The organism is Plastoroseomonas hellenica (assembly GCF_018129085.1).
GTDB classification, from domain to species: Bacteria; Pseudomonadota; Alphaproteobacteria; order Acetobacterales; family Acetobacteraceae; genus Plastoroseomonas; species Plastoroseomonas hellenica.
In genome coordinates, this window is the sequence record NZ_JAAGBB010000003.1 from 177891 (window position 1) to 199402 (window position 21512).

The window sequence follows — 21512 nt, forward strand, 5'->3', positions numbered from 1 at the left end:
CGATGCACCCCGTTACCCTGCAGGAGCCCTTCCGGGCGGTGTTCTACGCGCCCTTCTACGCAGCACTGGCACGCGGCGCCTATGCGGCGGAGGGAGTGGAGGTACGGCTGCTGTCCGGCGCCGTGCCGTCACTGGCCAAGGATGTCGTGCTGGGCGGGGAAGCCGATCTCGCCTGGGGCGGCCCGATGCGCCTGCTGCTGGCGCATGACAAGGATCCCGCCTGCCGGCTGCGGCTGTTCGGTGCGGTGGTGATGGGCGACCCCTTCCTCATCCTCGGCCGTGCCCCGCGTCCGGACTTCGCCCTGACCGACCTGGCGGCATTGACCTTCGGAACGGTGAGCGAGGTGCCGACGCCCTGGTGGACCCTGCAGGACGACATCCGCCGCGCCGGGCTCGATCCCGACAGCATCCGGCGGGTGGCCGATGCGGGGATGGATGCGAATGCCGCGGCGCTGCTTGCCGGCACCATCGACTGCGCCCAGCTCTTCGAGCCCTATGCCACGCGGCTCGAGGATGCGGGCTGCGCGGTCTGGTATGCACAGGCGTCGCGTGGACCGACCAGCTACACCGCCTTCTACGCACGCACCGACATCATCGCGGCGCGGCGGCGGGAATTCGAGGCGATGGTGCGGGGGCTGGCGACGACGCTCGCCTGGTTCGTGGATGCGAGCGATGAAGAATGCGCGCGGGAGATCGCGATCTTCTTCCCCGACATGGTGCCCAGCTTGCTGGCTCGCTGCATCGGGCGCTACCGGTCGCTCGGCATCTGGACGGAGACGCCACGCTTCCCGCCGGAGGCTCTGGCGCGACTGGAGACAGCGATGCTGTCAGCCGGCGCGATCTCTCGGACGCCGGGTTTCGCAGGGCTGGTGGCCGAAGAGGTGACCGAAGCGGCGCTGGCCTGACTCTAGCGCGCGACGGCGACCTTCGGTCCCGGCAACTCTATCTCGATCGCGAGCGTCGACATGTCGCCGCCGCGGTCGAGGTTGACCGCGACCTTGCCGGGATCGATCGACACATAGCGCGCGACCACCGCGACCAGCTCCTGCTGCAGCTTCGGCAGGAAATCCTCGCGCGTGCGGCTCACCCGCTCATGCGCCAGCACGATCTGCAGCCGCTCCTTCGCCGCGGTCGCCGTACTCCCCCCTTCCGGCTTGCGGGCACGGAAGATATCGAGCCATCCCATCAGGCAGCCCTCCCCCCGAACAGGCGCTTGAATAGACCCTTCTTCTCAGGGTCCAAAAAGCGGTGCGGCCGTTCCTCCCCCAGGAACCGCGCCACGGAATCAGCATAGGCCTGTCCCGCCACGCTTTCCGCATCCAAAATCACCGGCGTTCCGGTGTTGGACGCGCGCAGCACGCTCTCGCTTTCCGGCACCACGCCGAGCAGCGGGATCGCCAGGATCTCCCGGATATCCTCGAGCTTCAGCATCTCCCCGCGCTCGACGCGGGCGGGGTCGTAGCGGGTGACGAGCAGATGCTCCTTCACCGCGTCCTTCTTCTCCTCGGCGCGCTTCGACTTCGACTGCAGCACGCCCAGAATGCGGTCGGAGTCGCGGACCGAGGAGACTTCCGGATTGGTCACCACGATCGCCTCGTCGGCGAAGTAGAGCGCCAGCAGCGCGCCCTTCTCGATGCCCGCCGGGCTGTCGCAGAGGATATAGTCGTAGTCCTTCGACAGCTCCTCGATGATCCCAGCGACGCCGTCCTTGGTCAGTGCGTCCTTGTCGCGGGTCTGCGAGGCCGGAAGGATCGCCAGGGTGTCCACGCGCTTGTCGCGGATCAGCGCCTGGTTGAGCTTCGCCTCGCCCTGGATCACGTTCACGATGTCGAAGACGACCCGCCGCTCGACGCCCATGATGAGGTCGAGGTTGCGCAGGCCCACGTCGAAATCGATCACCACCGTCTTCTTGCCGCGCTGCGCGAGGCCGGTTGCGAAGGCGGCGGAGCTGGTGGTCTTGCCCACGCCTCCCTTGCCGGAGGTGACGACGACGACCTTTGCCATGCCTGGGGCTCCTCCTGTGCCTACCCGCCCCCGCCGGACCCGATGGGGTCGAAGCGGAGGCTCTCGCCTGCGAGGCGGACCTGCACCGCGCGCCCGATGGGCGCGGCGGCCAGCCCCTCGCGCACCGCGTAGTAGCCAGCGATGGAGACGAGTTCCGGGTCGAAATTCTGCGCGAAGATCCGCGCCTCGGTATTCTCGGCGCCGCCGGCGATCGCGCGGCCGCGCAAGGTGCCATAGACGTGCAGGTTGCCGTCGGCGATCACCTCCGCCCCCGCATTCACGGTGCCGGTCACGATCAGGTCGGCGCCCTGCGCCCAGACCCGCTGCCCGGCGCGCACCGGCTGGTCGACGATCATGGTCGGGCGCTGGGCGCCCGAGGCTGGCGGCGATGGGGCTGCCGCGGCCGGTGGTGGCGCGGGCGCGGCCTCGGCTGCTGCGGCCGGCGCCGGCGCGGGGTCCCGCGGCTCGTCGCTGCCGGACTGGCGAAGCGGCGGCAGGCCGGCGGCGATCGCCGCCTGGCGCAGCTCCGGCGTTCCGCCGGTAGTGCCGATGGGCACGATCTCGAGCGCCCGCAGCGCTGTCACGAGGCCGGCGAAATCCATCTCCGCGGCGGGCACCGAAAGATCCGCAAGCCCAACCACCAGGGGAGCGAAGCGCAGGAAGCCAGGCGCGCGGCGGAACTGGTCGCCGAGCGCCGGCACCACCTGATCGATCCGGGAATCGAGCAGGCGCAACACCAGCAGGTTGAAATTGGCGCCACGCAGACGGAAAGGCTCGATGCGGGGCTGGGGCACAGCGGACATGATGGGCCCGGGAAATCCTCTGTCTGGCGTGGCAGGACGCGAATCGGGTGGCCCCGACAGCGCTGAGCGTAGCAGGAAGCTATAGCGGCCACTGGCTGCCGGGCGAAGCCCGGATCGCCGGAAATGGTGGGGCCCCGGTCTTCCGCACCCGCAACGGCACGCCCATAGTCAGGCGTCCGAGCGGGAGCGCGCCTTGCAGCCCATTATCCTGAACGAGCCCTTCCGGGCCGTCTTCTACGCCCCCTTCTATGTCGCGGAACGGCGCGGCCTCTATGCGCGGCAGGGGATCGAGGTCCGGCGGGACACCGCCGGCGACCCCTCCAAGGCCGCCGACAACCTGCTGGCCGGACGCGCCGACATCGCCTGGTCGGGGCCGATGCGGGTGATGCTGCTGCATGCCCGCGACGCCGCCTGCCCGCTCAAGAGCTTCGCCGCCGTGGTGATGAAGGACCCCTTCTACCTGATGGGCGCCGCCCCACGCCCCGGCTTCACGACCCGCGACCTCGAGAACCTGCGCCTTGGCGCGGTGGCGGAAGTGCCGACGCCCTGGTGGTGCCTGCAGCACGATATCCGGGAGGCCGGGCTCGATCCGGAAGCGCTGGCGGTGACGCTCGGCCCCTCCATGGCCGAGAATGCGGCGGCGCTGCGGGACGGCAGGCTCGATGTCGCGCAAATGTTCGAGCCCTTCGCGAGCCAGGTGGAAGCGGCCGGCGGCGCAGTCTGGCAGGCGGCGGCGGACCGCGGACCGACCGCCTATACCGCGCTCTACGCTACCGAGGCGCGCATCGCCGAGCGGGGCGATGAATTCGCCGCGATGATCCGCGCGATCGGCGAGGCACTGGCCTGGATCGCGAGCGCGGAGCCGGCGGAGATCGCGGCAACGATCGCGCCGCTTTTCCCGGACCTGCCCTTCCCGCTGCTGAGCCGCGCATTGACGCGCTACAAGGCGAAGCAGCTTTGGGCCACCGATCCGCGCTTCCCGCGCATCGCCTTCGACCGCCTCAGGGATTCGATGGCGAGCGCCGGCCAGCTCCCCCGCCTGCCGAGCTTCGAGGAATGCGTGGACGAGGCGATCGTTGATCGCGCGCTCGCCGCATGAAGGCCGCGATCGGCACCCGCGCCGACTACCGGCGCTTCATCACGCTCGACACCCGCTGGATGGACAACGACGTCTACGGGCACGTCAACAACGTCGTCTACTATTCCTACTTCGACACCGCGGTCGCGCATTTCCTGATCGCCGAGGGCGTGCTCGACATTGCGACCAGTCCCGTGGTCGGCCTGGTGGTGGAGACGAAGTGCCGCTACTTCGCGCCGATCGCCTTTCCGGATGCCATCACCTGCGGCCTGCGCTGCGGGCGGATCGGCACCTCCTCCGTCCGCTACGAGATCGGCATTTTCCGCAACGGGGAGGACCAGGCATGCGCGGAGGGGCACTTCATCCATGTCTATGTGGACCGCGCCACCCAGAAGACGCCGATCCCGATGCCGGAACGGCTGCGCAGCGCCCTGACCGCCCTGGCGATTACCCCCTGACCCGTTGCGCGGGTCTCGCGAAGCCGCGAGACTGCCGCGCAAAAGGAGCCCTCCATGACCAAATTCGCACCGCTGCGGCGCCTCGCGATCCTCGATGACTACCAGGGCGTGACGCTGTCGCTGGGCCCCTGGGATGATCTGCCGAAATCGCTCGACATCACCGTCTTCCGCGACACGCTGCATGATCGCGATGCGCTGGTGGAGCGCCTGGCGCCCTTCGACGCCATCCTGGCGATGCGCGAGCGCACGCCCTTCCCGCGTGCGCTGATCGAGCGCCTGCCGAACCTCAGGCTGCTGATGAGCACGGCACGGCGCAACCGATCCTTCGATATCGCCGCCTGCGTGGAGCATGGCATCACCGTCTGCGGCACGCCCGATTTCGGGGCGCCGACCGTCGACCTCGCCTGGGGGCTGATCCTCAGCCTCGCGCGCGACATCCCGCGCCAGCAGGACAGCCTGCGCGCCGGGCATTGGCAGACCAGCGTCGGCATCGGGCTTGAGGGCAAAACGCTCGGCGTCATCGGCCTCGGCAAGCTCGGCGCCCGCGTCGCGCGGGTGGGCGCGGCCTTCGGCATGAAGGTCATCGCCTGGAGCCAGAACCTGACCGCCGAGCGCGCGGCGGAAGTCGGCGCCATCAGGGTCGACAAGGATGTGCTGCTGGCTGAGGCTGATATCATCACCTTGCATGTCGTGCTCTCGGAACGCTCGCGGGGAATCATTGGCGCGGCCGACCTGGCGCGGATGAAGAAGACAACCTTCGTCGTGAACACCAGCCGCGGGCCGCTGATCGATCAGCCAGCGCTGATCGCAGCGCTGAAGGAAGGCCGCATCGCCGGCGCCGGCCTCGACGTCTTCGACGAGGAACCGCTGAGGCCCGGGCATCCGATCCTCTCGGCACCGAACACCGTGCTGACGCCGCATCTGGGTTATGTGTCGGAACAGAATTACCGCGCCTATTTCACCGGCGCCGTGGAAGCGATCAACGCCTTCGAAGCGGGACACCCGGTGCGGGTGATGGAACCATGAGCCACCTTCCCCCCGGTTGGGACACGCTGGACCAGGCGGCGCGCGACGCTGCCTTTAACAACAACAATGCCGTCCCCGATGCCGCCGCGCTGATCGCCGAACGCAATGCGGCGAGCGCGCCCTATCGCGCGGCGCGCATCCAGCATCTCGACCTGCGCTTCGGCGACAGCGAGCGCGAGGCCTGGGACATCTATCCGGGACCGGATGCCGATGCCCCGGTGATGGTCTTCATCCATGGCGGCTATTGGCAGCGCAACCGGCGTGAGGATTTCGCGGCCCTCGCCGAAGGCGCCAATGCCATGGGCTGGTCGGTCGCGATGAACGGCTACTCCCTGGCGCCCGAAGGCAGCCTGACGCAGATCGCCTGGCAGATTCACGCAGCGCTCGACTGGCTCTCCGCGCATGGCGCGGAGCACGGCGCGGCGGGGCCGATCATCGCCTCCGGCTGGTCGGCGGGCGGGCATCTCGCGGCGCTCGCCGCCGAGCATCCGGCGGTGACGGCGGCGCTGGCGATTTCCGGCATCTATGAGCTGGCGCCGATCCGCGACACCTACCTCAACACCGCCCTGCAATTGAGTGACACCGAAATCGCGGACCTGTCGCCGATGCGCCGCCCGGTGGTGCAGAAGCCGATCGCCATCGCCTATGGCGCGGCCGAGTTGCCGGAGCTCTGCCGGCAGAGCCGCGACTTCCACGCGATGCGCGCCGCCGCCCAGGCCCCGGGACCACTCATCCCGATCCCCGGCGCCGACCACTTTCGCGTCCTGGAAGCCTTCCGCCAACCGAACGGCATGCTGCTGCGGGCGGCCGCGGCCCTGTTGGTGTGATGTTGCCCTGGGGAGGGCTTTGCCCTCCCCAGACCCCACCCAGCAGGAGCCTGCAGGCCCCTGCACCCGGATCATTTTAGAGCCCCGATAGCGAAGGGGCGTCCGGCCATCTGCCGGACACCCCTTCGCTATCGGGCCACCAAGTGAAGCAGGTCAAGGAGCCTCCAGGCTCCTTGCGGGTGAGGTCCGGAGAGGGCAGAGCCCTGCCCGGGACAGCGTCACATCACCAGGAACCGCTCAGCCGCATCCGCCAGCACCTGGGCGCCGAGGGCCAGGTCTTCTTCCTTGGTGTCTTCGGCCCAGTGGTGGCTGATGCCGCCGATGGAGGGGACGAAGAGCATCGCGACCGGCAGCTTCTGGCTGATGATCTGCGCATCGTGCCCGGCGCCCGAGGGCATGCTCTGCCAGAGGCCTGGCGCGTGCTGCTCGGCGGCGGCCTTCAGTGCGTCCTGCATGCGGGGATCGCAGAGCGCCGGCGTGTCGAGGCGAAGCGCATGCAACGTCGCCTTGCAGCGCTCCCGCCGGTTGCTTTCCTGGATCAGCGCGCGCAGCCCGGTCTCCAGCCGCTTCAGCACGACCATGTCGATGTCGCGGAACTGGAAGAAGATGTCGGCCTTGCCGGGAATGATGGAGGGCGCGCCGGGGTCCAGCGCGATGCGGCCGGTGGTCCAGACGGTGCGCTCGCCTGACAGCATCGGGAAGTGGCGGTCGATCTCCGCGAGCAGGCGCACGGCGGTGAGGCCGGCGTCGCGGCGCTCTGCCATGGTGGTGCCGCCCGCATGGTCCTGCTGGCCTTCGATGACGATGCGCCACTGCCAGATGGCGACGATGCCGGTAACGACGCCGAGGCGTAGGCCGGCATTCTCGAGCTGGGTTCCCTGCTCGATATGCATCTCGAAGAAGCCTTTGTAGCGGCCGGGGTCGAGGCGCATGCGCGGGATGCCGGCGAGCCCAGCATTGGCGATCGCCTCGCGAAGCGGGGTGCCGCTGGTCCGATCGCGGCTGCCGTCCATCTCCTCCTCGGTGAGGTCGCCGACGATCGACCGGCTGCCCGGGAAGCCGATCTGGAAATGGCCTTCCTCATCGGCGAAGGCGCAGACATCGACCGGCAGCCCGCTGCGGGCCAGCGCCAGCGCGCCGATGACACCGAGCGCGCCGTCGAGCCAGCCGGCCTCGTTCTGGCTCTCGATATGGGAGCCCGAGAGGAGGTGCGGGCCGTCGCCCTTGTGGCGGCCGAAGACATTGCCGATGCCGTCGATCGAAGGTTCGAGCCCGATTTCCGCCATGCGCTGCATCAGCCAGCGCCGGCTTTCCATGTCCTGCGGCGAGAAGGTCGGGCGGTGCACGCCGGTCTTGAACTTGCCGATCTGGCGGAGCTCGTGGAGATCCTGGAGGAAGCGGGCGGTATCGACGATCGGCACGATGAAATCCCCTCTGCGCAGCGGGAATCATGCTGATCGTTTCTCGCATGTGCAGCAATGGGTGGCGCGGCCTCACGATGGCGTTATGTTGCGTGCGGAAGCACTGGGAGCCCCAGGATGCCGAGCCGCCGTGCCGTACTCGCCCTCAGCGCCAGCTCTATTTTGACGAGGCCTGCGGCCGCCCAGGGCGCGGGCACGCATCGGCTGGTGATCCCCTTCCCGCCCGGCGGCACCATGGACAATGTCGCGCGCCAGATGGCGCCGGCGGTGCAGGCCGAGATCGGGCGGACGGTGGTGATCGAGAATCGGCCCGGCGGCGGCACGGTGATCGGGACGGAGGCTGTCTCCCGCGCCGCGCCGGACGGACAGACCACGTTGATGGTCGCCAATTCATTCCTGATCAATGGCTCGATGCAGCCCAACCTCACCTACGACCCGCTCCGCGACTTCCGGCCGATCGCGCTGCTGACGGTGGTGCCGCATGTGCTGGTGGTGGCGCCTGCGGTCGCGCAGGATTTCACGGGCTTCCTCGCGGCCGCGCGGCGGCCGGGTCCGGGGCTGTCCTTCGGATCCTACGGCAACGGCACCTCCAACCATCTGGGCGCCGAGCAGCTCAAGATCCTGGCACGGCTTAACGCGACCCATGTGCCCTACCGCGGCGCCGCGCAGGCCTATACCGACCTCTTCGCTGGCCGCGTGGAGTTCATGTTCATGAATGAGCCGGACGTGGCGCAACCGACTCGGGCCGGGCAGATCCGGCCCCTGGCCATCGCGGCGCCGCAGCGTTCGTCCCGCATGTCGGAGGTGCCGACGCTTGCCGAGCTCGGCTTCGGGCAGGTGCTCTCGGACACCTGGTTCGGCGTGGTGGCGCCGGCAGCGGTGCCCGCGCCGATCGCGGCGCGGCTGAGCGCGGCCTGGCTCGCGGCGCTGGCGAAGCAGGAGGTGGCGGCGCGGCTGACCGATCAGGCCTTCAGCATCCTCGGTGTCGGCGCGGACGCCTTCGGTGCCCGCATGCGCCGCGACTTCGCGACCTATGCGGAGGTGATCCGGGCCGCCAATGTACGGACAGATTGAGGAGATCATGCGATGACCCCGCTGGAGCACATCTTTCCCGAAGGCCAGTTCAAGGTCGCGGCGCCGCTGTCGCCGGCCGTGAAGGTGGGCAACCTCCTCTATGTCTCGGGCATCCCCGCCTATGACGCGGAGGGCAAGCTCGCCATCGGAGATTTTCCTGCACAGATGCGGCAGGTGATGGAGAGCATCACCGGCATCCTGAAGACCGCCGGGGCAGGCTGGGACCGGGTCGCGAAGGTGAACGTCCTGCTCACGCGGCGCGAGGATTTCGAGGAGATGAACCGGATCTACGCCTCCTACTTCCCGGACGGGAAATACCCGGCGCGGACCACGGCGATCGTCTATTCGCTGCCGCGGCCGAATTTCCTGCTGGAGATCGAATGCGTCGCTGTCCTCGCCTGAGGACAGCGACGCAGTACGCGTCTCAGCGGCTCTCCAGAGTCAGACCGCCATCGACGACGACGGTCTGACCCGTGACCATGGCGGCGCCGGCCAGCAGGAAGACCATGACTTCGGCCAGGTCCTCCGGCTGGCAGCGCCGCTTGAGCAGCGCCTTCTCGGCCGAAGCCTTCCGCCGCTCCTCCGTCCATTCGACCATCCAGGAGGAATCGACGGCGCCGGGCGCGATGGCGTTGACGCGCACCTCCGGCGCCAGGCTGCGCGCCAGATTCTTGGTCAGCGAGATCACGCCGGCCTTGGTGGCGCCATAAGCCATCGAGGAGCCGGGGGAATCGAGGCCGGCGATGGAGGCGACGGACACCACCGCGCCCTTCGCAGCGCGGAGCGCCGGTGCTGCCGCCTTGGTGCAGCGGAAGACGCCGAGCAGGTTCACCTGCAGCACGGTGCTCCAGAGCTCCTCGGTCAGACGCTCCAGCTCCGCAGGGCGGATCATGGAGGTAGTGCCGGGGGTGCCGGCATTGTTCACGAGGTAGTCGAGGCGGCCGAGATCGGCGACCGCCTTCTCCACCATGCGCGGCCCATCCACGGCGTCGCCGACATTGCCGGGTGCTGCGATGACATCGAAGCCTTCGGCGGCGAGCCGCGCCACCTGCTCGGCGCCGCGGGCGTCGCCCGCGAGGTGGTTGATCGCGACGCGGCAGCCATTGCGGGCCAGCATCTCGACGGTCGCGAGGCCGATGCCGGAAGCGCCGCCGGTGACCAGCGCCGTACTGCCTTTGAGGTCGTAGCGGATGCTCATAGCTCGCGTTCCATCCCTGCCATGGTGCCGATGCGCCGCAGCGCCTGTTTGAGGGCGAGCAGCCGGCGGTCGCGCGCTTCGAACAGCGCGGCTGGATCGGCGCCCTTCCAGTCATAGAATCCCGCACCCGCCATCACGCCGGTGCGCCCGGCGGCGACCGCGGCGTCGAGCGCGTCGGATTGCCCACGCACCTCGGGCGGCGTGTACATCTTGTTGCGCAGCGCATCCTGCATCATCGGCAAGCCCGTGAAATCGGCCTTGGCCAGCACGCCGAGGATCGGCAGGCGCAGCGCGATGCCATGGATGATGGCGGCGTCGATCTCCTCCGCCGTCGCCACGCCGTCGTCGAGCAGCTTCTGCACCTCGAGGCCGATCGCGCTCTGCAGCCGGTTGGCGATATAGCCGGGGACGAATTTCCGCATGACGATCGGCTGCTTGCCCATCGCGGCGCAGATGGCGCGCACCGTCTCGATGCAGGCGGGGTCGGTCTCCGGTCCGCCCACGATATCGACGAGGTCGACGAGGTAGGGCGGCGTGTACCAATGCGCGATCAGGGTGCGCTTCTGGCGTGCCGACGGCATCAGCGGGAAGATGTCGAGATAGGAGGTGTTGGAGGCGATGATCGCATCCTTCGGCGCCACCGCATCGAGCTGCGCGTAGAGCGTGCGCTTCGCATCCGGCTTCTCGACGATCGCCTCGACGATGAGCTCGGCACCATCGACCGTCTCCGCGAGATCCGCGTGGCGGGTCAGGGCCTGGGCGAGATGCGCTGAGGTCCAGCCATCCGGCGCCTCCCCCGCCGCGACCAGCGTCTCCAGCGCTTTCTCCATCAGGCCCTGGGCACGCGCGAGCGTCGCCGGGTTGCTGTCGGTCAGCCGCACCTTGTGGCCGCCAAGGGCGAAGACCAGGGCCAACGCATGGCCCATGGTGCCGGCGCCAAGTACCGCGACATTGGTCATGGGGTCAGATCTCCGGGGTCCAGGGCGCGGGGGCGCGCGCTTCGATATCGGTCACCACGTCCACGACGACGGTCTCCTTGGCTGCGATGGCGCGCTTCAGCGCCGGGACAAGCTCCTCCGGCCGCTCCACGCGGATGCCGGTGAGGCCGAAGCTGCGCGCGACGGCGGTGAAGTCGGTGGGGCCGAAGCGCAACAGCTCGGCGGCGGCGTCCGGCCGGTTGCCGGCATTGCGCACGAGGTTCGGCCAACCCTGCCCGAAGCCGGAATTGTTGTTCACCACGAGCACCACGGCGATGCCGCGTCGCCGCGCCGTCTCCAGCTCCGCGAGGTGATAGTAGAGCGCGCCGTCGCCGGACCAGCAGAGGACCGCGCGGTCGGGGGCCGCGCATTTGGCGCCGAGCGCGGCGGGGAAGGACCAGCCGAGCGAGCCTGCGGCACGCAGATAGGTCTGGCCTGGGGAAAGCTCGATGCAGTTGCCGGTCCAGATGCCGGAATAACCGGTGTCGGCGACGAGGATGCCATCCGCCGGCAGCGCCTCCGTGATCGCGCGGCCGAGATCGGCGGGATCGATCGCCTGGCCGGGCTGGGTCTTGCGGCTCGCCCATTCGGCGCGCCAGCCGGCGATCGTCGCCTGCGCCACGGCCAGGTAGTCCCCGTCACGTGCCGGCCGGCCGAGCGCCGCGGCCAACGCCTTGAGCCCGGCCTTCGGGTCGGCCTGCACCGCGACGGTGGCGGGGTAGGAGCGGTCGAACTCGCTGGGATCGGCATCGATCTGCACGATGGCGCTGCCCGCCTTCGGCGTACGCCAATAGTTGGTCAGCATGTCACCGGTATCGGCGCCGACGAAGAGGATGAGCTCGGCATCGGCCAGGATGCGGTTCGTTGCCGGGCCGGCATAGGCGCCGGCGACGCCGATATGCAGCGGATGCCGCGTGTCGATGATGTTGCGGGCGCCGAGTGCCGTCGCGATGGGAGCCGCCAGCGCCTCCGCCACCGCGATCAGCTCCTCCCCGCAGCCGGAGAGTGCGGCGGCGTCGCCAGCCACGATCGCGACCTTGCCCACGGCCAGCAATGCCTTCGCCGCGGCGGCGATGGCGGCAGGATCGGGTTCCGGCCGATGCATCGGGATACGGAAGGCGGAGAGGTCGGCAGGCGGGGCGGCAACGCTGCCGCTTTCGATCACCTCCGCCTGCAGGCCGAAGAGGTCGAGATGCACCGGGCGCGGCGGCATGGCGACCGCCGTGGCGAAGGCCTGACGCAGCACGCGCGGCAGGTCGGCAGCATCGGCGACATCGGTCGAGAGCTTGGTGACCGGCGCGAAAAGCGGCGCATGCTCCAGCTCCTGGTAGGCATTCCGGTGCTGGTGCGCCGGCACCTTGCGGCCGGTCATGGCGACGATCGGCGTGCGATGGAGCCAGGCGTCCTGAAGGCCGGCGGCCAGGTTCGCCGCACCGACCGACTGCGCCGCGACCACGCCCGGCCTGCCGCTGATCCGCGCATAGCCATCGGCCATGTAGACGGCCGCCTTCTCGGTATGCGCCAGCACCGGCTTCACCCCGGCGGCGCTGAGCCCGAGCAAGGTCCGCCGCAGCACGGCATCCACGAAGAACACATGCGTCTGGCCTGAGGCCGCGAGGCTCTGCGCCAGCCATTCGGCGCCGGTTGCCGCCATGCGCTTCTCTCCCTTAATCCTGCGCGCAGGCTGCACCGCACCGCGCGGTGCGGCAAGGGCATGGGCGTCAGCCCGGTGGCAGCGGATCGTCGCCGCGGATCACCAAGGCTTCCAGCACGCGGGACACGCAGTTGTAGCCGGCGACCGTCACCGTGAGCTCCACCAGCTCCCGTGGCGAAAGCCGTTCCCGCACCGCAGCCGCCACATCATCGGGCACATGCACATGCCGGGTCATGGCATCGGCATAGGCGAGCGCCGCGCGCTCGGTCGCATCGAAGACGCTCGCCGTCTCCCACTCCGGCACGGCGTCGAGCTGCGCCTGGGTCATGCCCTCGGCGAGGCCGATCGGGGCATGCGCATTCCATTCATAAGGTGCGCCATTGATCGCGGCGATGCGCAGGATCACCAGCTCGCGCAGCTTGCCGGAGAGCGTCGAATTGAAGCGCACGGCATCGTACATGTCGATCCAGCCGGCGGCGATCGGGGGCGCGTGCAGCAGCATCCGGTGCAGGTGGCCGATCGACTTGCGGGAGGCGCGGATATGCGCCGCGGCCTCCCGGTGCTCGGGTCGATCGGGGTCGGCATAGGGGATGCGCGCCATGCGGTCCGTTTCCTCGCGGCGGCCGGGGTTGGGGTGGCCACCTTGCCGATACTCTGGGCCAGGGAGCGCGCCCGTGGAAGGTGGGCGCCGACCGCTCCTGAGGCTACTTCGCCGCGGCTGCGCGCATCCTGGACGGCTCGTCCAGGGCATCATCCTCGGGTGAGCGCCGCGTCGGCACCTGCGGCAATTCCAGGATCGACCATGCCACCCCGTCATCCGACGCCTTGGCGATCGACTTCAGGCGGGCCACCTCGGTCAGCAGCTTGTCCGGATCACAACCCGGCTGCCGCGCCGAGATCTCCAGCACCGCGGCCGAGCAGCGGAGCAGCGGAAAGGAGCGCTCCCGGCCTTCCCGGTCCTTGCCGGGCACCCTGCCCTCGCTGCGCTCGTGCGTTTCGTAGAACATGGCGGCGGAGCCCGCGAAATCCTCGAGAAGGGCGCGGATGCGCGCCTCGAACTCGGCACCCTCCAGGCCATGGACGCCGATGAAGAAATCGTCGCCGCCGATATGGCCGAGGAAGACACCGTCGCGTTCCGGGAAATGGCGCCGCATCGCCTCGGCGAAGAGGATGATGGCGCGGTCGCCGACGCGGAAGCCGTAGCGATCGTTGAATGGTTTGAAGTGATCGAAGTCGAGATAGCAGAGGTGACGAGCCTGATCTGACCGGATCGACGCGTCCGCGGCGTGGGCGGCGACCGAGAGGTTGCCGGGCAGGCGGGTCAAGGGATTCTGGTCGAGCGCCAGCCGCAGCCGCTTCTCATGCAGGAGGCCGACCAGAGCGCCGGCCGATACGAAGCCGACATAGCGCCCGGCATCGTGCAGCAGCAGGCCGTCGCAACCGGGGGGCGCGGCACCGAAGATCCCGAGCAGAGCATCGGCATCCGCATGGACACTCGCGACCGGGCATTCCACCAGGAACTTGGCGACGGTGTTCTGCGTGTTTGGATTCTGCAGCAGATCCCGCCCGAAGCGGCCATAGATGAAGGCGCGCAGGTCGCGTTCCCGGACCAGCCCCTTGGGTGCACCGACCCTGTCGACGACCGGGATGACCGACTGATCACCGCTGCGGCGGAATATCTCGAAGGCCCTTTCGATGTGATCATCGCGCTCGACCGTCTCCAGATGTTCGATCGCCGCGAGCAGCAACTCGCTGTCACCGGCCTCCGAGCGGCGGCGACGCTCCTTGCCAACGGCCGAGACCAGCGCCGGATAGATCGGCAGCACGGTGTCCGGCATGGTGCATGGCCAGGCGACGTAGTGGCCCTGGATCAGGTCGCAGCCGAGCTCGCGCGCCGCCAGGAAATCCGCCTCCGTCTCAACGCCCTCGGCGATGACCATGAGGCCGAGCGTATGCGCGAAGCCGGCGATCCGCCCGACGAACAGCCGCTTGCGCGGATCCTTCGAGAGGTTCTCGATCAGGAAGTGGTCGATCTTGATGTAGTCGATTCCGCCATCGAACAGCAGGCGGATCTCGGAATGGCCGCGCCCGAAATCATCGGCGGCAAACAGCATTCCTCGCTTCCGGCATTGCAGCAGCGTCCGCCGAAAGCCCGGCAGCGAGACCGTCTCATGGCGCTCGGACAGCTCAATGCAGAGATTGGAGGCCGGCAGGCCATGGCGCCGCAACTCGTCGGCGGCTCCCTCAAGCACCTGCAGGCCCGCGGTCAGGGCAAGGGTGCGCCCGTCGAGATTGAGGAAAAGGCGGCGCTGCTGCGGATCCGGCAGGCAACAGAAGGCGGCGATCGCCTTCCGGTGCAGCAGGCGCTCCAGCTCGCAGAGCACCCCAAGTTCGGCCGCGCGATCCAGCAGCACGGCGGGCGCGCCCAGGGATAGCCCCTCGAACCCTCGTGTCAGTGCCTCGACGCCGTAGAGGGTGCCGGTATGGCACTCGACGATCGGCTGCAGCACGCAACTCAACTGGCGATCGGCTTGGTCAAGGAACGCCTCGCCCGCGCTGGTGGCAACCGAGGCAAACGCGTCACGGATATCATGGGTCAGGCATTGCGCTCGGGGCTGATCGGCCAATGGACTCAACGCTTGCATAGGCTGGCCTCCAGCGGCTCGATCATGCTGGAGTGATCGCTACCACCGTTCTGTTTGCTCCGCGTTAAGGTACGCGTGACAGTTCGATTGCGCCCGAATGCCGTCGATCAGGATTGGGCCGGGCGCCTCCGCAGGAGATACCGCTGGCGCCCTTCCATCACCAGCACGCCTCTCTGATTGTGGACCGTGCTGGCGAGGCCGACGACGCCGGTGGTGCGGTTCGGCGACAGTTCATCGACGGTGAGCGCCGCGTAGAGCGTGTCGCCGGCGAAGACCGGGTGCAGGAAGCGGCTGGACTGGTCGAGGAAGCCCTTCAGCGATCGCTCGACGAGATGCGGGAACAGCCCGGCACCGGCGGCCGTCTGGATCAGGATCTGATAGCCATGCGCCAGCATTCCCGGCATGCCATGTGAGCGGCAGTATTCCACGTCATAATGCACCGGGTGATTGTCGCCCGACGCCAGTTGGAAGGCCGCGAAGAGCGCGTCGGTCATGGTGCGGCTGGGCAGCACGAAACGCTCGCCGAGGGCGAAATCCTCGAACCAGCGCTGCTCGGGCACCATGCGGTGCGCCCGGGGGTCGAAACCCGTCACGCGTAGCCGAGGGCGTTGTCGCGGGCGACGGCATCCGGCGCGCGCTGCCCGGCATCGCCGAAGCCACCGCCACCCGAGGTTTCCAGCCGCACGATATCGCCACGCTTCAGCATGACGCCATCGGATTTCGGGGCGATCGGCGTCGCGACCCCGTCACGGATGCGCAGCAGCTTCCCGAGGCTGCCTGGGCCGCCGCCGGCAAGGCCATAGGGCGCGAAGCGGAAGCGGTCCATGTTCGCGGTGAAGACGGCGCTCGGGCACTCCACCCGCCATTCGCGATAGAGGCCGAGCCCGCCACGATACCGCCCTGCCCCACCGGAACCGGGGATCAGGCCGTAGCGGGTGATCGTCAGCGGCATGCCGCTCTCGATCATCTCGACGGGGATGTTGCTGTTGTTGTGCATGCCGAAGGACCAGGCATTGACGCCATCCTTCGCCGGCGCTGCACCGGTGCCGCCGATCTCGATCTCGACCAGTACCTCCCGATGGTTGTCCTCCGCGATGGTCTGGAAGGTCGCGACATAGCTGCCACCGTAATAGGCCGCCGGCATGCGGTCCGGAACTGCTTGGTGCAGGCAGCCGAACATGACGTTGGCCAGCCGATGGGAGACTGCGACCCGATGCGCGACGGAGGCCGGCGCCTGGCAATTGGTGACGCTGCCCTCGCGATGGATGATGCTGATCGGGCGGTAGCAGCCGGCATTGGCCGGCATGGCGCCGTCGGTCGCGGCGATCACCGAGTAGAAGACGGCGCAGTTGGACATCGCCGGGGTGCAGTTGATCGGCCCGCGCTGCTGATCGGCGCAGCCGGTGAGATCGACGCTGATCTCATCGCCGGCGATGGTCAGCGCCGCATGCAGCCGCACCGGCTCGCCGCTGACCCCGTCCTCGTCGAGGAAATCCTCGAACTCGTAGCGTCCGTCGGGCATGGCCCGAATGGCGGCGCGCATCGCGGCCTCGCTCATGTCGAGGATGCGGGCGCTCGCCTCCAGGATGCCGGCGGACCCGTAGCGGGCAGCGAGGCGCTTGATGGAAACGGCGGCGACATCGAGGCTGGCGAGCTGGCTCTGCAGGTCGCCCAGCATGAGCACGGGCTTGCGCACGTTCTGGCCGATCATCGCCCAGACCGCCTGGTTGAGGACGCCCTTCTCGATCAGCTTCAGCGGCGGAATGCGCACGCCTTCCTGGAACACCTCGGTCGCGGTCGCGGCGTAACTGCCGGGGGCCATGCCGCCCATGTCGATATGGTGGCAGAGTGCGCCGACATAGGCGATGCGCACGCCATCATGGAAGACCGGCTTGAAGACCAGGACGTCGTTCAGATGCTGGGCGCCGCAATAGGGGTCATTGGTGACGACGACATCGTCTTCCGCCCAGGTGGCGGCATCGACGAAGCGATCGAGCAGGGTTCGCAGCGCCGCCCCCATGCTGTTCAGGTGCTGCGGGATGCGCGCCGATTGCGCGAGGTTGTTGCCCTCGGCATCGAAGACCGCCGTGGAGTAGTCCAGCAGCTCCCGCACCACGGTGCTGCGGCTGGTGCGCCAGATGGTGACGTCCATCTCGGCGGCGGCGGCGGTCAGCGCGTTGCGGATGACCTCGATCTCGATGGGTCCAAGCGTCATGGGGCGGTCCTCACGGCGATCACCGCGCCGGCGGCACCGAGGCGCGCGGTCCAGCCATCGGCGATCCAGTGGGTGGAGAAGGCTTCTTCCAGCAGGGCTGGACCTTCGATGATGTCAGCGGGCGTCAGCGCTTCGCGGTCCCAGACCGCGACCTCCTGCCAGGCGCCGCTGGTGAAGACACGGCGGGCGCCCTTGCGGGCCGGGCGCGCGGCGGGGATCGGGTCGCCGACCGCGGGCTTCGGCAGCAGCCCCGTCGCGATGGCGCGCAAGGTCACGATCTCCACGGGATCGCCGGGATTGGCGTAGCTGAAGCGCTGCCGGTGGGTGGCGTGGAACCCTGCTTCCAGTGCGGCCAGTGCTGCGGCATCCGGCGCCGTGACTTCGCCCCAAGGGATCAGCAGCTCGAAGGCCTGGCCCTGGTAGCGCATATCGGCCGCGATCTCGATGCGCCGCGCGGCCTCGGGCACGCCATCGGCGGCGAGCCGCGCATCCGCATCGGCGCGGAGCGCGGCGATGGCTTCGCCGAGACGCGGCAGCGACGCCGCCTCCACGCGGAGCACGACGCTGCGCGCCATGTCCTGCACGAGGTCGGAGAAGAGGATGCCGTAGGCGGAGAGCGTACCGGGCTCCCGCGGCAACGCGACCTCTGCCATGCCGATCTCGGCCGCGACGTCGATCGCGTGCAATCCGCCGGCGCCGCCAAAGGAAAGCAGGCAGAAATCGCGCGGATCGAGCCCCTTCTCGAACAGGGAAAGCCGGATCGCGGCCCCGAGATTGGCATTGGTGACGGTCAGGATGCCCTCCGCCGCCTGCTCCGCCGTGAGGCCGAGCGGGGCGCCGATGCGCGTCTCCATGGCGCGCTTCGTCGCGGGCATGTCGAGCTTCATGAGGCCGCCCAGGAAGAAATCCGGGTCGAGGCGGCCGAGGGTGAGATTGGCATCGGTCACTGTCGGCTCCACGCCGCCGCGGCCATAGGCGACGGGGCCGGGCTTGGCACCGGCGCTGCGCGGGCCGACGGTCAGCCGGCCGCCGGCATCGACCGCAGCGATGGAGCCACCGCCGGCGCCGATGGTGCGCATCTCGACCATCGGCAGGCGCACCGGCAGGCGATCGATCTCGCCCTGGGTGATGACCGAGACGCGGCCACCCTGCACCACGGAGACATCGAAGCTGGTGCCGCCCATGTCGACGGCGACCAGGTTCGGTCGCGACAGGAGCTGCGCCAGCCGCCCGGCAGCGAGCGCGCCGCCGGAGGGGCCGGAGAGCAGCAGCCGTGCCGGCTGCTCGGCCGCCAGCCGCAGCGAACAGACGCCGCCATTCGACTGCACGAGGAAGACCAGCGGGTGGAAGCCGCCCTCGCCCAGCCGGTGCTCCAGCCGGTCGAGATAGGCCTTCACCACCGGCACCAGCACCGCGTTCAGGACGGTCGTGGAGGTGCGTTCGTATTCGCGGATCTCCGGGCTGATCTCGCAGGAGAGCGAGACCGGAAGGCCCGGGCGCGCCGCCGCGATCAGTGCCGCGATGCGCCGCTCATGCGCCGGATTGGCGTAGCTGTTGAGCAGCGTGACCGCCACGCATTCAGCGCCAAGTGCATCGATGCGCGCCAGAAGCGCCGGGATCGCGGCCTCGTCCAGCGGCGTCTCGACGCTGCCATCGGCACGCATCCGCTCGGCGATGCCAAGGCGGGCATCGCGCGGCACCAGCACCGGATTGGGATCGGGCGCGAGACCGTAGATGTCGCGGCGGACATGCCGGTTGATCTCCAGCACATCCTCGAAGCCGGCGGTGGTGATCAGCGCGGCGCGGGCGAGCTTCCGCTCCAGCACCGCATTGGTCGCGATGGTGGTGCCGTGCAGCAGCAGCCCGACCTCGGCCAAGGCGAAGCCGAAGCGCGCGGCCGCCTCGGTCACGCCGGTCAGCAGGCCGATCGAGGGATCGTCCGGCGTCGTCGGCGTCTTCCAGGCATGCACCGCGCCATCGCGGGCATCCAGGATCTGCAGGTCGGTGAAGGTGCCGCCGATATCGACGGCGATGCGGATGGGCTTCTCGGCCACGCGGCGGGATCCTGTCAGAGCATGATGATTTGAGGCTGAAGTAGCCGAAAAGCCCGAATCATGCGATCAAACGAAATCGCTGAAGCATGATCGCGAACGAACGCGAGCGCATCATGCCTCAGCCCATGACCTTCGGCAGCCAAAGCGCGATGCCGGGGAAGACCATGAGCAGGGCGACGGCCAGGAGATAGGCCGCCAGAAAGGGCATGACGCCCGCGAAGACATCGGTGATCGGGCCGCGGTCGCGCCGCATCCCCTGCAGCACATACATCACCGTGCCGTCCGGCGGGCTGATCTGGGCGATCTCCACCAGCATGGTGACGATCACCCCGAACCAGATCGGGTCGTAGCCGAGGGCGATGACGATCGGGAAGATCACGGGCACGGTGGTGATGATCATGGAGAAGCCCTCCATGAAGGTGCCGAGCGCGACATAGAGGCCGATGATCGCCAGCATGATCGCCCAGGGCGGCAGCGGCAGCCCGGCAATGAAGGCGGAGAGCGTCTGCGGCACATTGATCGTGGTCAGCAGGTAGTTCAGCAGATAGGCGCCGAACAGGATCAGCCCGAGCAGCGCGGTGTTGCGCGCCGTCGCCTCGGCGGAGGCATTCAGCATACGAAAGGTAAGCTTGCCTTCGACGGCGGCGAAGAAGCCGGCGCCGACCACACCGAGCGCCGCCGCCTCGGTCGGCGTCGCCAGGCCGCCATAGATCGAGCCCAGCACCAGCAGGATCAGCAGCATGGTCGGGATCAGGTCGAGCAAGGCGCGCAGCTTCTCGCCGAGCGGCACCGCCGGCGGCTTCTCCATGGGGCTCCGCAGCCCGTGCAGGACGATGACCAGCAGGAACAGGCCGGTGACCAGGAGCGAGGGCAGAATCGCCGCGACATAGAGGGCGCCGACGCTGGTCTCCGTGATCAGGCCGTAGATGATGAAGGTGATGCCCGGCGGAATGAGGTTTCCGAGCGCGCCGCCGGCGGCAAGCGAGCCCAGCACCATGCGCGGGCTGTATTTCGTGCCCGCGAAGAAGGGCAGCGCGACCGAGCCCATGGTCGCCGCGGTCGCGACGCTGCTGCCGCTGATCGCGGAGAAGACGGCGCAGCTCGCGATGTTGGTATGCAGCAGCCCGCCCGGCAACCGGTTCAGCCAGACATTGAGCGCGCGGAACAGCCGCTCCGACAGGCCGGCGCGCAGCAGGATCTCCCCCATCAGCAGGAAGAGCGGCACCGCGACCAGGACGAAGTTGCTCGACGGCGCCCAGAGCGTCTGGCCGGCGAAGGCCCACCAGGGTCGGTCGGAAAACATCAGCCCGGTCAGCACCGCGAGCACGCCGAGCACGGCCGCGATATAGACGCCGGCACCGAAGAACACGAGGAAGACCGCGACCAGGGCGGTGATCTCGGCGACCGGCAGCGACTGCCCGGTGGCCGCGGCGCCGATGATCGAGGCCGCAAGCAGGATCAGCAGGAAGGCGATGGCGATCACTGTACGGGCTCACCTTCATGCGCCATGGCGACGGCTTCCAGCGCCTCCGCGGTCTCGTCCTCGATCGTGCGGGCACCGAGCAGCCCGTCCACCAGTTCGGGCTGGCCGGTCAGCGCGGCGAGCGTGCCCTCGGCCAGCAGCAAGGCTGCCATCACGACGAAGGTGCAGATGCCGAAGGCCCAGATGCCCTGCGGCACCACCATCGCGACATGCCAGGCGGAGTTGTCATGCGCCTGGAACAGCGCACTCTCATCCACCAGCTCCCAGGCCGCCCAGGCGATGAAGGCGCCGAGGCCGAGCAGCAGCGTGAGCGACAGCAGGTGCAGCCAGGCGCGGCGGCGGGGCGCCAGGCGGTTCACCAGCACGTCGACCCGGATATGCGCACGCGCGGCCAGGGTATGGGCCAGCGCCCAGGCGATGCCGGCCGCCAGCATGTAGCCCGTCATCTCCACCGTCGCCTGGGAGGAGAAGCCGAAGAGGCTGCGCGCCACCACGTCGAAGGTGATGAATAGCGCGCAGAGGATGTAGTTCCAGCCTGCGACATACGCCATCAGCGCCGCCAGGGCGGCGGCGCCCCGGCGGGCGGCCGTGAGCG

Annotated in this window: 22 protein-coding genes; 8 read left to right on the top strand and 14 right to left on the bottom strand. The window is 68.9% G+C overall.

The genetic code is table 11. The features are described 5' to 3' along the window. Positions 1–2: 2 nt before the first annotated feature. The gene (locus GXW71_RS03670) at positions 3–905 is read left to right on the top strand and encodes an ABC transporter substrate-binding protein (protein ID WP_211851035.1); all 903 of its coding nucleotides are present in this window, start codon (positions 3–5) and stop codon (positions 903–905) included. Positions 906–907: 2 nt separating this feature from the next. Here the strand turns inward: GXW71_RS03670 and minE are convergent, their stop codons facing one another. From minE to minC, 3 genes are read right to left on the bottom strand one after another with little or no spacing between them, the layout of a single operon-like run. Then, positions 908–1186, bottom strand: coding sequence for a cell division topological specificity factor MinE (minE, locus tag GXW71_RS03675; protein ID WP_211851036.1), 279 nt, complete (start codon positions 1184–1186; stop codon positions 908–910). Continuing rightward, complete coding sequence (minD, locus tag GXW71_RS03680; RefSeq protein ID WP_211851037.1) at positions 1186–2004, bottom strand: septum site-determining protein MinD; 819 nt, start codon at positions 2002–2004, stop codon at positions 1186–1188. Before minD ends, minE begins: the two co-directional genes overlap by 1 nt. 20 nt (positions 2005–2024) lie before the next feature. Next, positions 2025–2807: a septum site-determining protein MinC gene (gene minC, locus GXW71_RS03685; protein ID WP_211851038.1), complete on the bottom strand. Its 783-nt coding sequence runs from the start codon at positions 2805–2807 to the stop codon at positions 2025–2027. A 193-nt stretch (positions 2808–3000) separates the two neighbouring features. On the opposite strand from minC, the gene GXW71_RS03690 reads away from it, so the two are divergent. From GXW71_RS03690 to GXW71_RS03705, 4 genes are read left to right on the top strand one after another with little or no spacing between them, the layout of a single operon-like run. Then, entirely contained in the window at positions 3001–3906 is a 906-nt protein-coding gene (locus GXW71_RS03690; protein ID WP_211851039.1) for an ABC transporter substrate-binding protein, read from the top strand. Further along, positions 3903–4343, top strand: coding sequence for an acyl-CoA thioesterase (locus GXW71_RS03695; protein ID WP_211851040.1), 441 nt, complete (start codon positions 3903–3905; stop codon positions 4341–4343). Before GXW71_RS03690 ends, GXW71_RS03695 begins: the two co-directional genes overlap by 4 nt. Before the next feature lie 54 nt (positions 4344–4397). Beyond that, positions 4398–5369: a D-2-hydroxyacid dehydrogenase family protein gene (locus tag GXW71_RS03700; RefSeq protein WP_211851041.1), complete on the top strand. Its 972-nt coding sequence runs from the start codon at positions 4398–4400 to the stop codon at positions 5367–5369. Then, positions 5366–6196, top strand: coding sequence for an alpha/beta hydrolase (locus GXW71_RS03705; protein ID WP_211851042.1), 831 nt, complete (start codon positions 5366–5368; stop codon positions 6194–6196). The genes GXW71_RS03700 and GXW71_RS03705 overlap by 4 nt, the downstream gene beginning before the upstream one ends. A gap of 218 nt (positions 6197–6414) precedes the next feature. Here the strand turns inward: GXW71_RS03705 and GXW71_RS03710 are convergent, their stop codons facing one another. Continuing rightward, the gene (locus tag GXW71_RS03710; protein ID WP_211851043.1) at positions 6415–7617 is read right to left on the bottom strand and encodes a Zn-dependent hydrolase; all 1203 of its coding nucleotides are present in this window, start codon (positions 7615–7617) and stop codon (positions 6415–6417) included. 117 nt (positions 7618–7734) lie between these two features. On the opposite strand from GXW71_RS03710, the gene GXW71_RS03715 reads away from it, so the two are divergent. Beyond that, entirely contained in the window at positions 7735–8691 is a 957-nt protein-coding gene (locus tag GXW71_RS03715) for a Bug family tripartite tricarboxylate transporter substrate binding protein (protein ID WP_211851044.1), read from the top strand. A 12-nt stretch (positions 8692–8703) separates the two neighbouring features. After that, a complete protein-coding gene (locus tag GXW71_RS03720) occupies positions 8704–9093 on the top strand; it encodes a RidA family protein (protein ID WP_211851045.1) in 390 nt (129 codons plus the stop codon). A 22-nt stretch (positions 9094–9115) separates the two neighbouring features. Here GXW71_RS03720 and GXW71_RS03725 read toward each other — a convergent pair whose 3' ends face one another. The 5 genes from GXW71_RS03725 to GXW71_RS03745 form a co-directional block, all read right to left on the bottom strand. Continuing rightward, positions 9116–9889: an SDR family NAD(P)-dependent oxidoreductase gene (locus GXW71_RS03725; protein ID WP_211851046.1), complete on the bottom strand. Its 774-nt coding sequence runs from the start codon at positions 9887–9889 to the stop codon at positions 9116–9118. Continuing rightward, on the bottom strand, positions 9886–10848 hold the full coding sequence (locus tag GXW71_RS03730; protein WP_211851047.1) for a 3-hydroxyacyl-CoA dehydrogenase family protein: 963 nt from the start codon (positions 10846–10848) through the stop codon (positions 9886–9888). Before GXW71_RS03730 ends, GXW71_RS03725 begins: the two co-directional genes overlap by 4 nt. A gap of 4 nt (positions 10849–10852) precedes the next feature. Continuing rightward, positions 10853–12520 carry a thiamine pyrophosphate-binding protein gene (locus GXW71_RS03735; protein ID WP_211851048.1) on the bottom strand — a complete coding sequence of 556 codons (1668 nt, stop codon included), beginning with the start codon at positions 12518–12520 and terminating at the stop codon, positions 10853–10855. Positions 12521–12587: 67 nt separating this feature from the next. Then, positions 12588–13121: a carboxymuconolactone decarboxylase family protein gene (locus GXW71_RS03740; protein ID WP_211851049.1), complete on the bottom strand. Its 534-nt coding sequence runs from the start codon at positions 13119–13121 to the stop codon at positions 12588–12590. 103 nt (positions 13122–13224) lie between these two features. Continuing rightward, on the bottom strand, positions 13225–15030 hold the full coding sequence (locus GXW71_RS03745) for an EAL domain-containing protein (RefSeq protein WP_211851050.1): 1806 nt from the start codon (positions 15028–15030) through the stop codon (positions 13225–13227). Here GXW71_RS03745 and GXW71_RS03750 point away from each other — a divergent pair. Then, complete coding sequence (locus tag GXW71_RS03750; protein ID WP_211851051.1) at positions 15004–15201, top strand: hypothetical protein; 198 nt, start codon at positions 15004–15006, stop codon at positions 15199–15201. The genes GXW71_RS03745 and GXW71_RS03750 overlap by 27 nt on opposite strands. 71 nt (positions 15202–15272) lie before the next feature. On the opposite strand, the gene GXW71_RS03755 is transcribed toward GXW71_RS03750, so the two are convergent. The 5 genes from GXW71_RS03755 to GXW71_RS03775 form a co-directional block, all read right to left on the bottom strand. Continuing rightward, positions 15273–15758 (bottom strand): MaoC family dehydratase, encoded by a 486-nt coding sequence (locus GXW71_RS03755; protein ID WP_367617240.1) that lies wholly within the window; start codon positions 15756–15758, stop codon positions 15273–15275. Then, positions 15755–17380 (bottom strand): hydantoinase B/oxoprolinase family protein, encoded by a 1626-nt coding sequence (locus GXW71_RS03760; protein ID WP_211851052.1) that lies wholly within the window; start codon positions 17378–17380, stop codon positions 15755–15757. Before GXW71_RS03760 ends, GXW71_RS03755 begins: the two co-directional genes overlap by 4 nt. Further along, a complete protein-coding gene (locus GXW71_RS03765) occupies positions 17377–19434 on the bottom strand; it encodes a hydantoinase/oxoprolinase family protein (RefSeq protein ID WP_211851053.1) in 2058 nt (685 codons plus the stop codon). Before GXW71_RS03765 ends, GXW71_RS03760 begins: the two co-directional genes overlap by 4 nt. Positions 19435–19552: 118 nt before the next feature. Beyond that, positions 19553–20917 (bottom strand): TRAP transporter large permease, encoded by a 1365-nt coding sequence (locus tag GXW71_RS03770; RefSeq protein WP_211851054.1) that lies wholly within the window; start codon positions 20915–20917, stop codon positions 19553–19555. Next, positions 20914–21468, bottom strand: coding sequence for a TRAP transporter small permease subunit (locus tag GXW71_RS03775; RefSeq protein ID WP_211851055.1), 555 nt, complete (start codon positions 21466–21468; stop codon positions 20914–20916). The genes GXW71_RS03770 and GXW71_RS03775 overlap by 4 nt, the downstream gene beginning before the upstream one ends. Between the last annotated feature and the right edge of the window lie 44 nt (positions 21469–21512).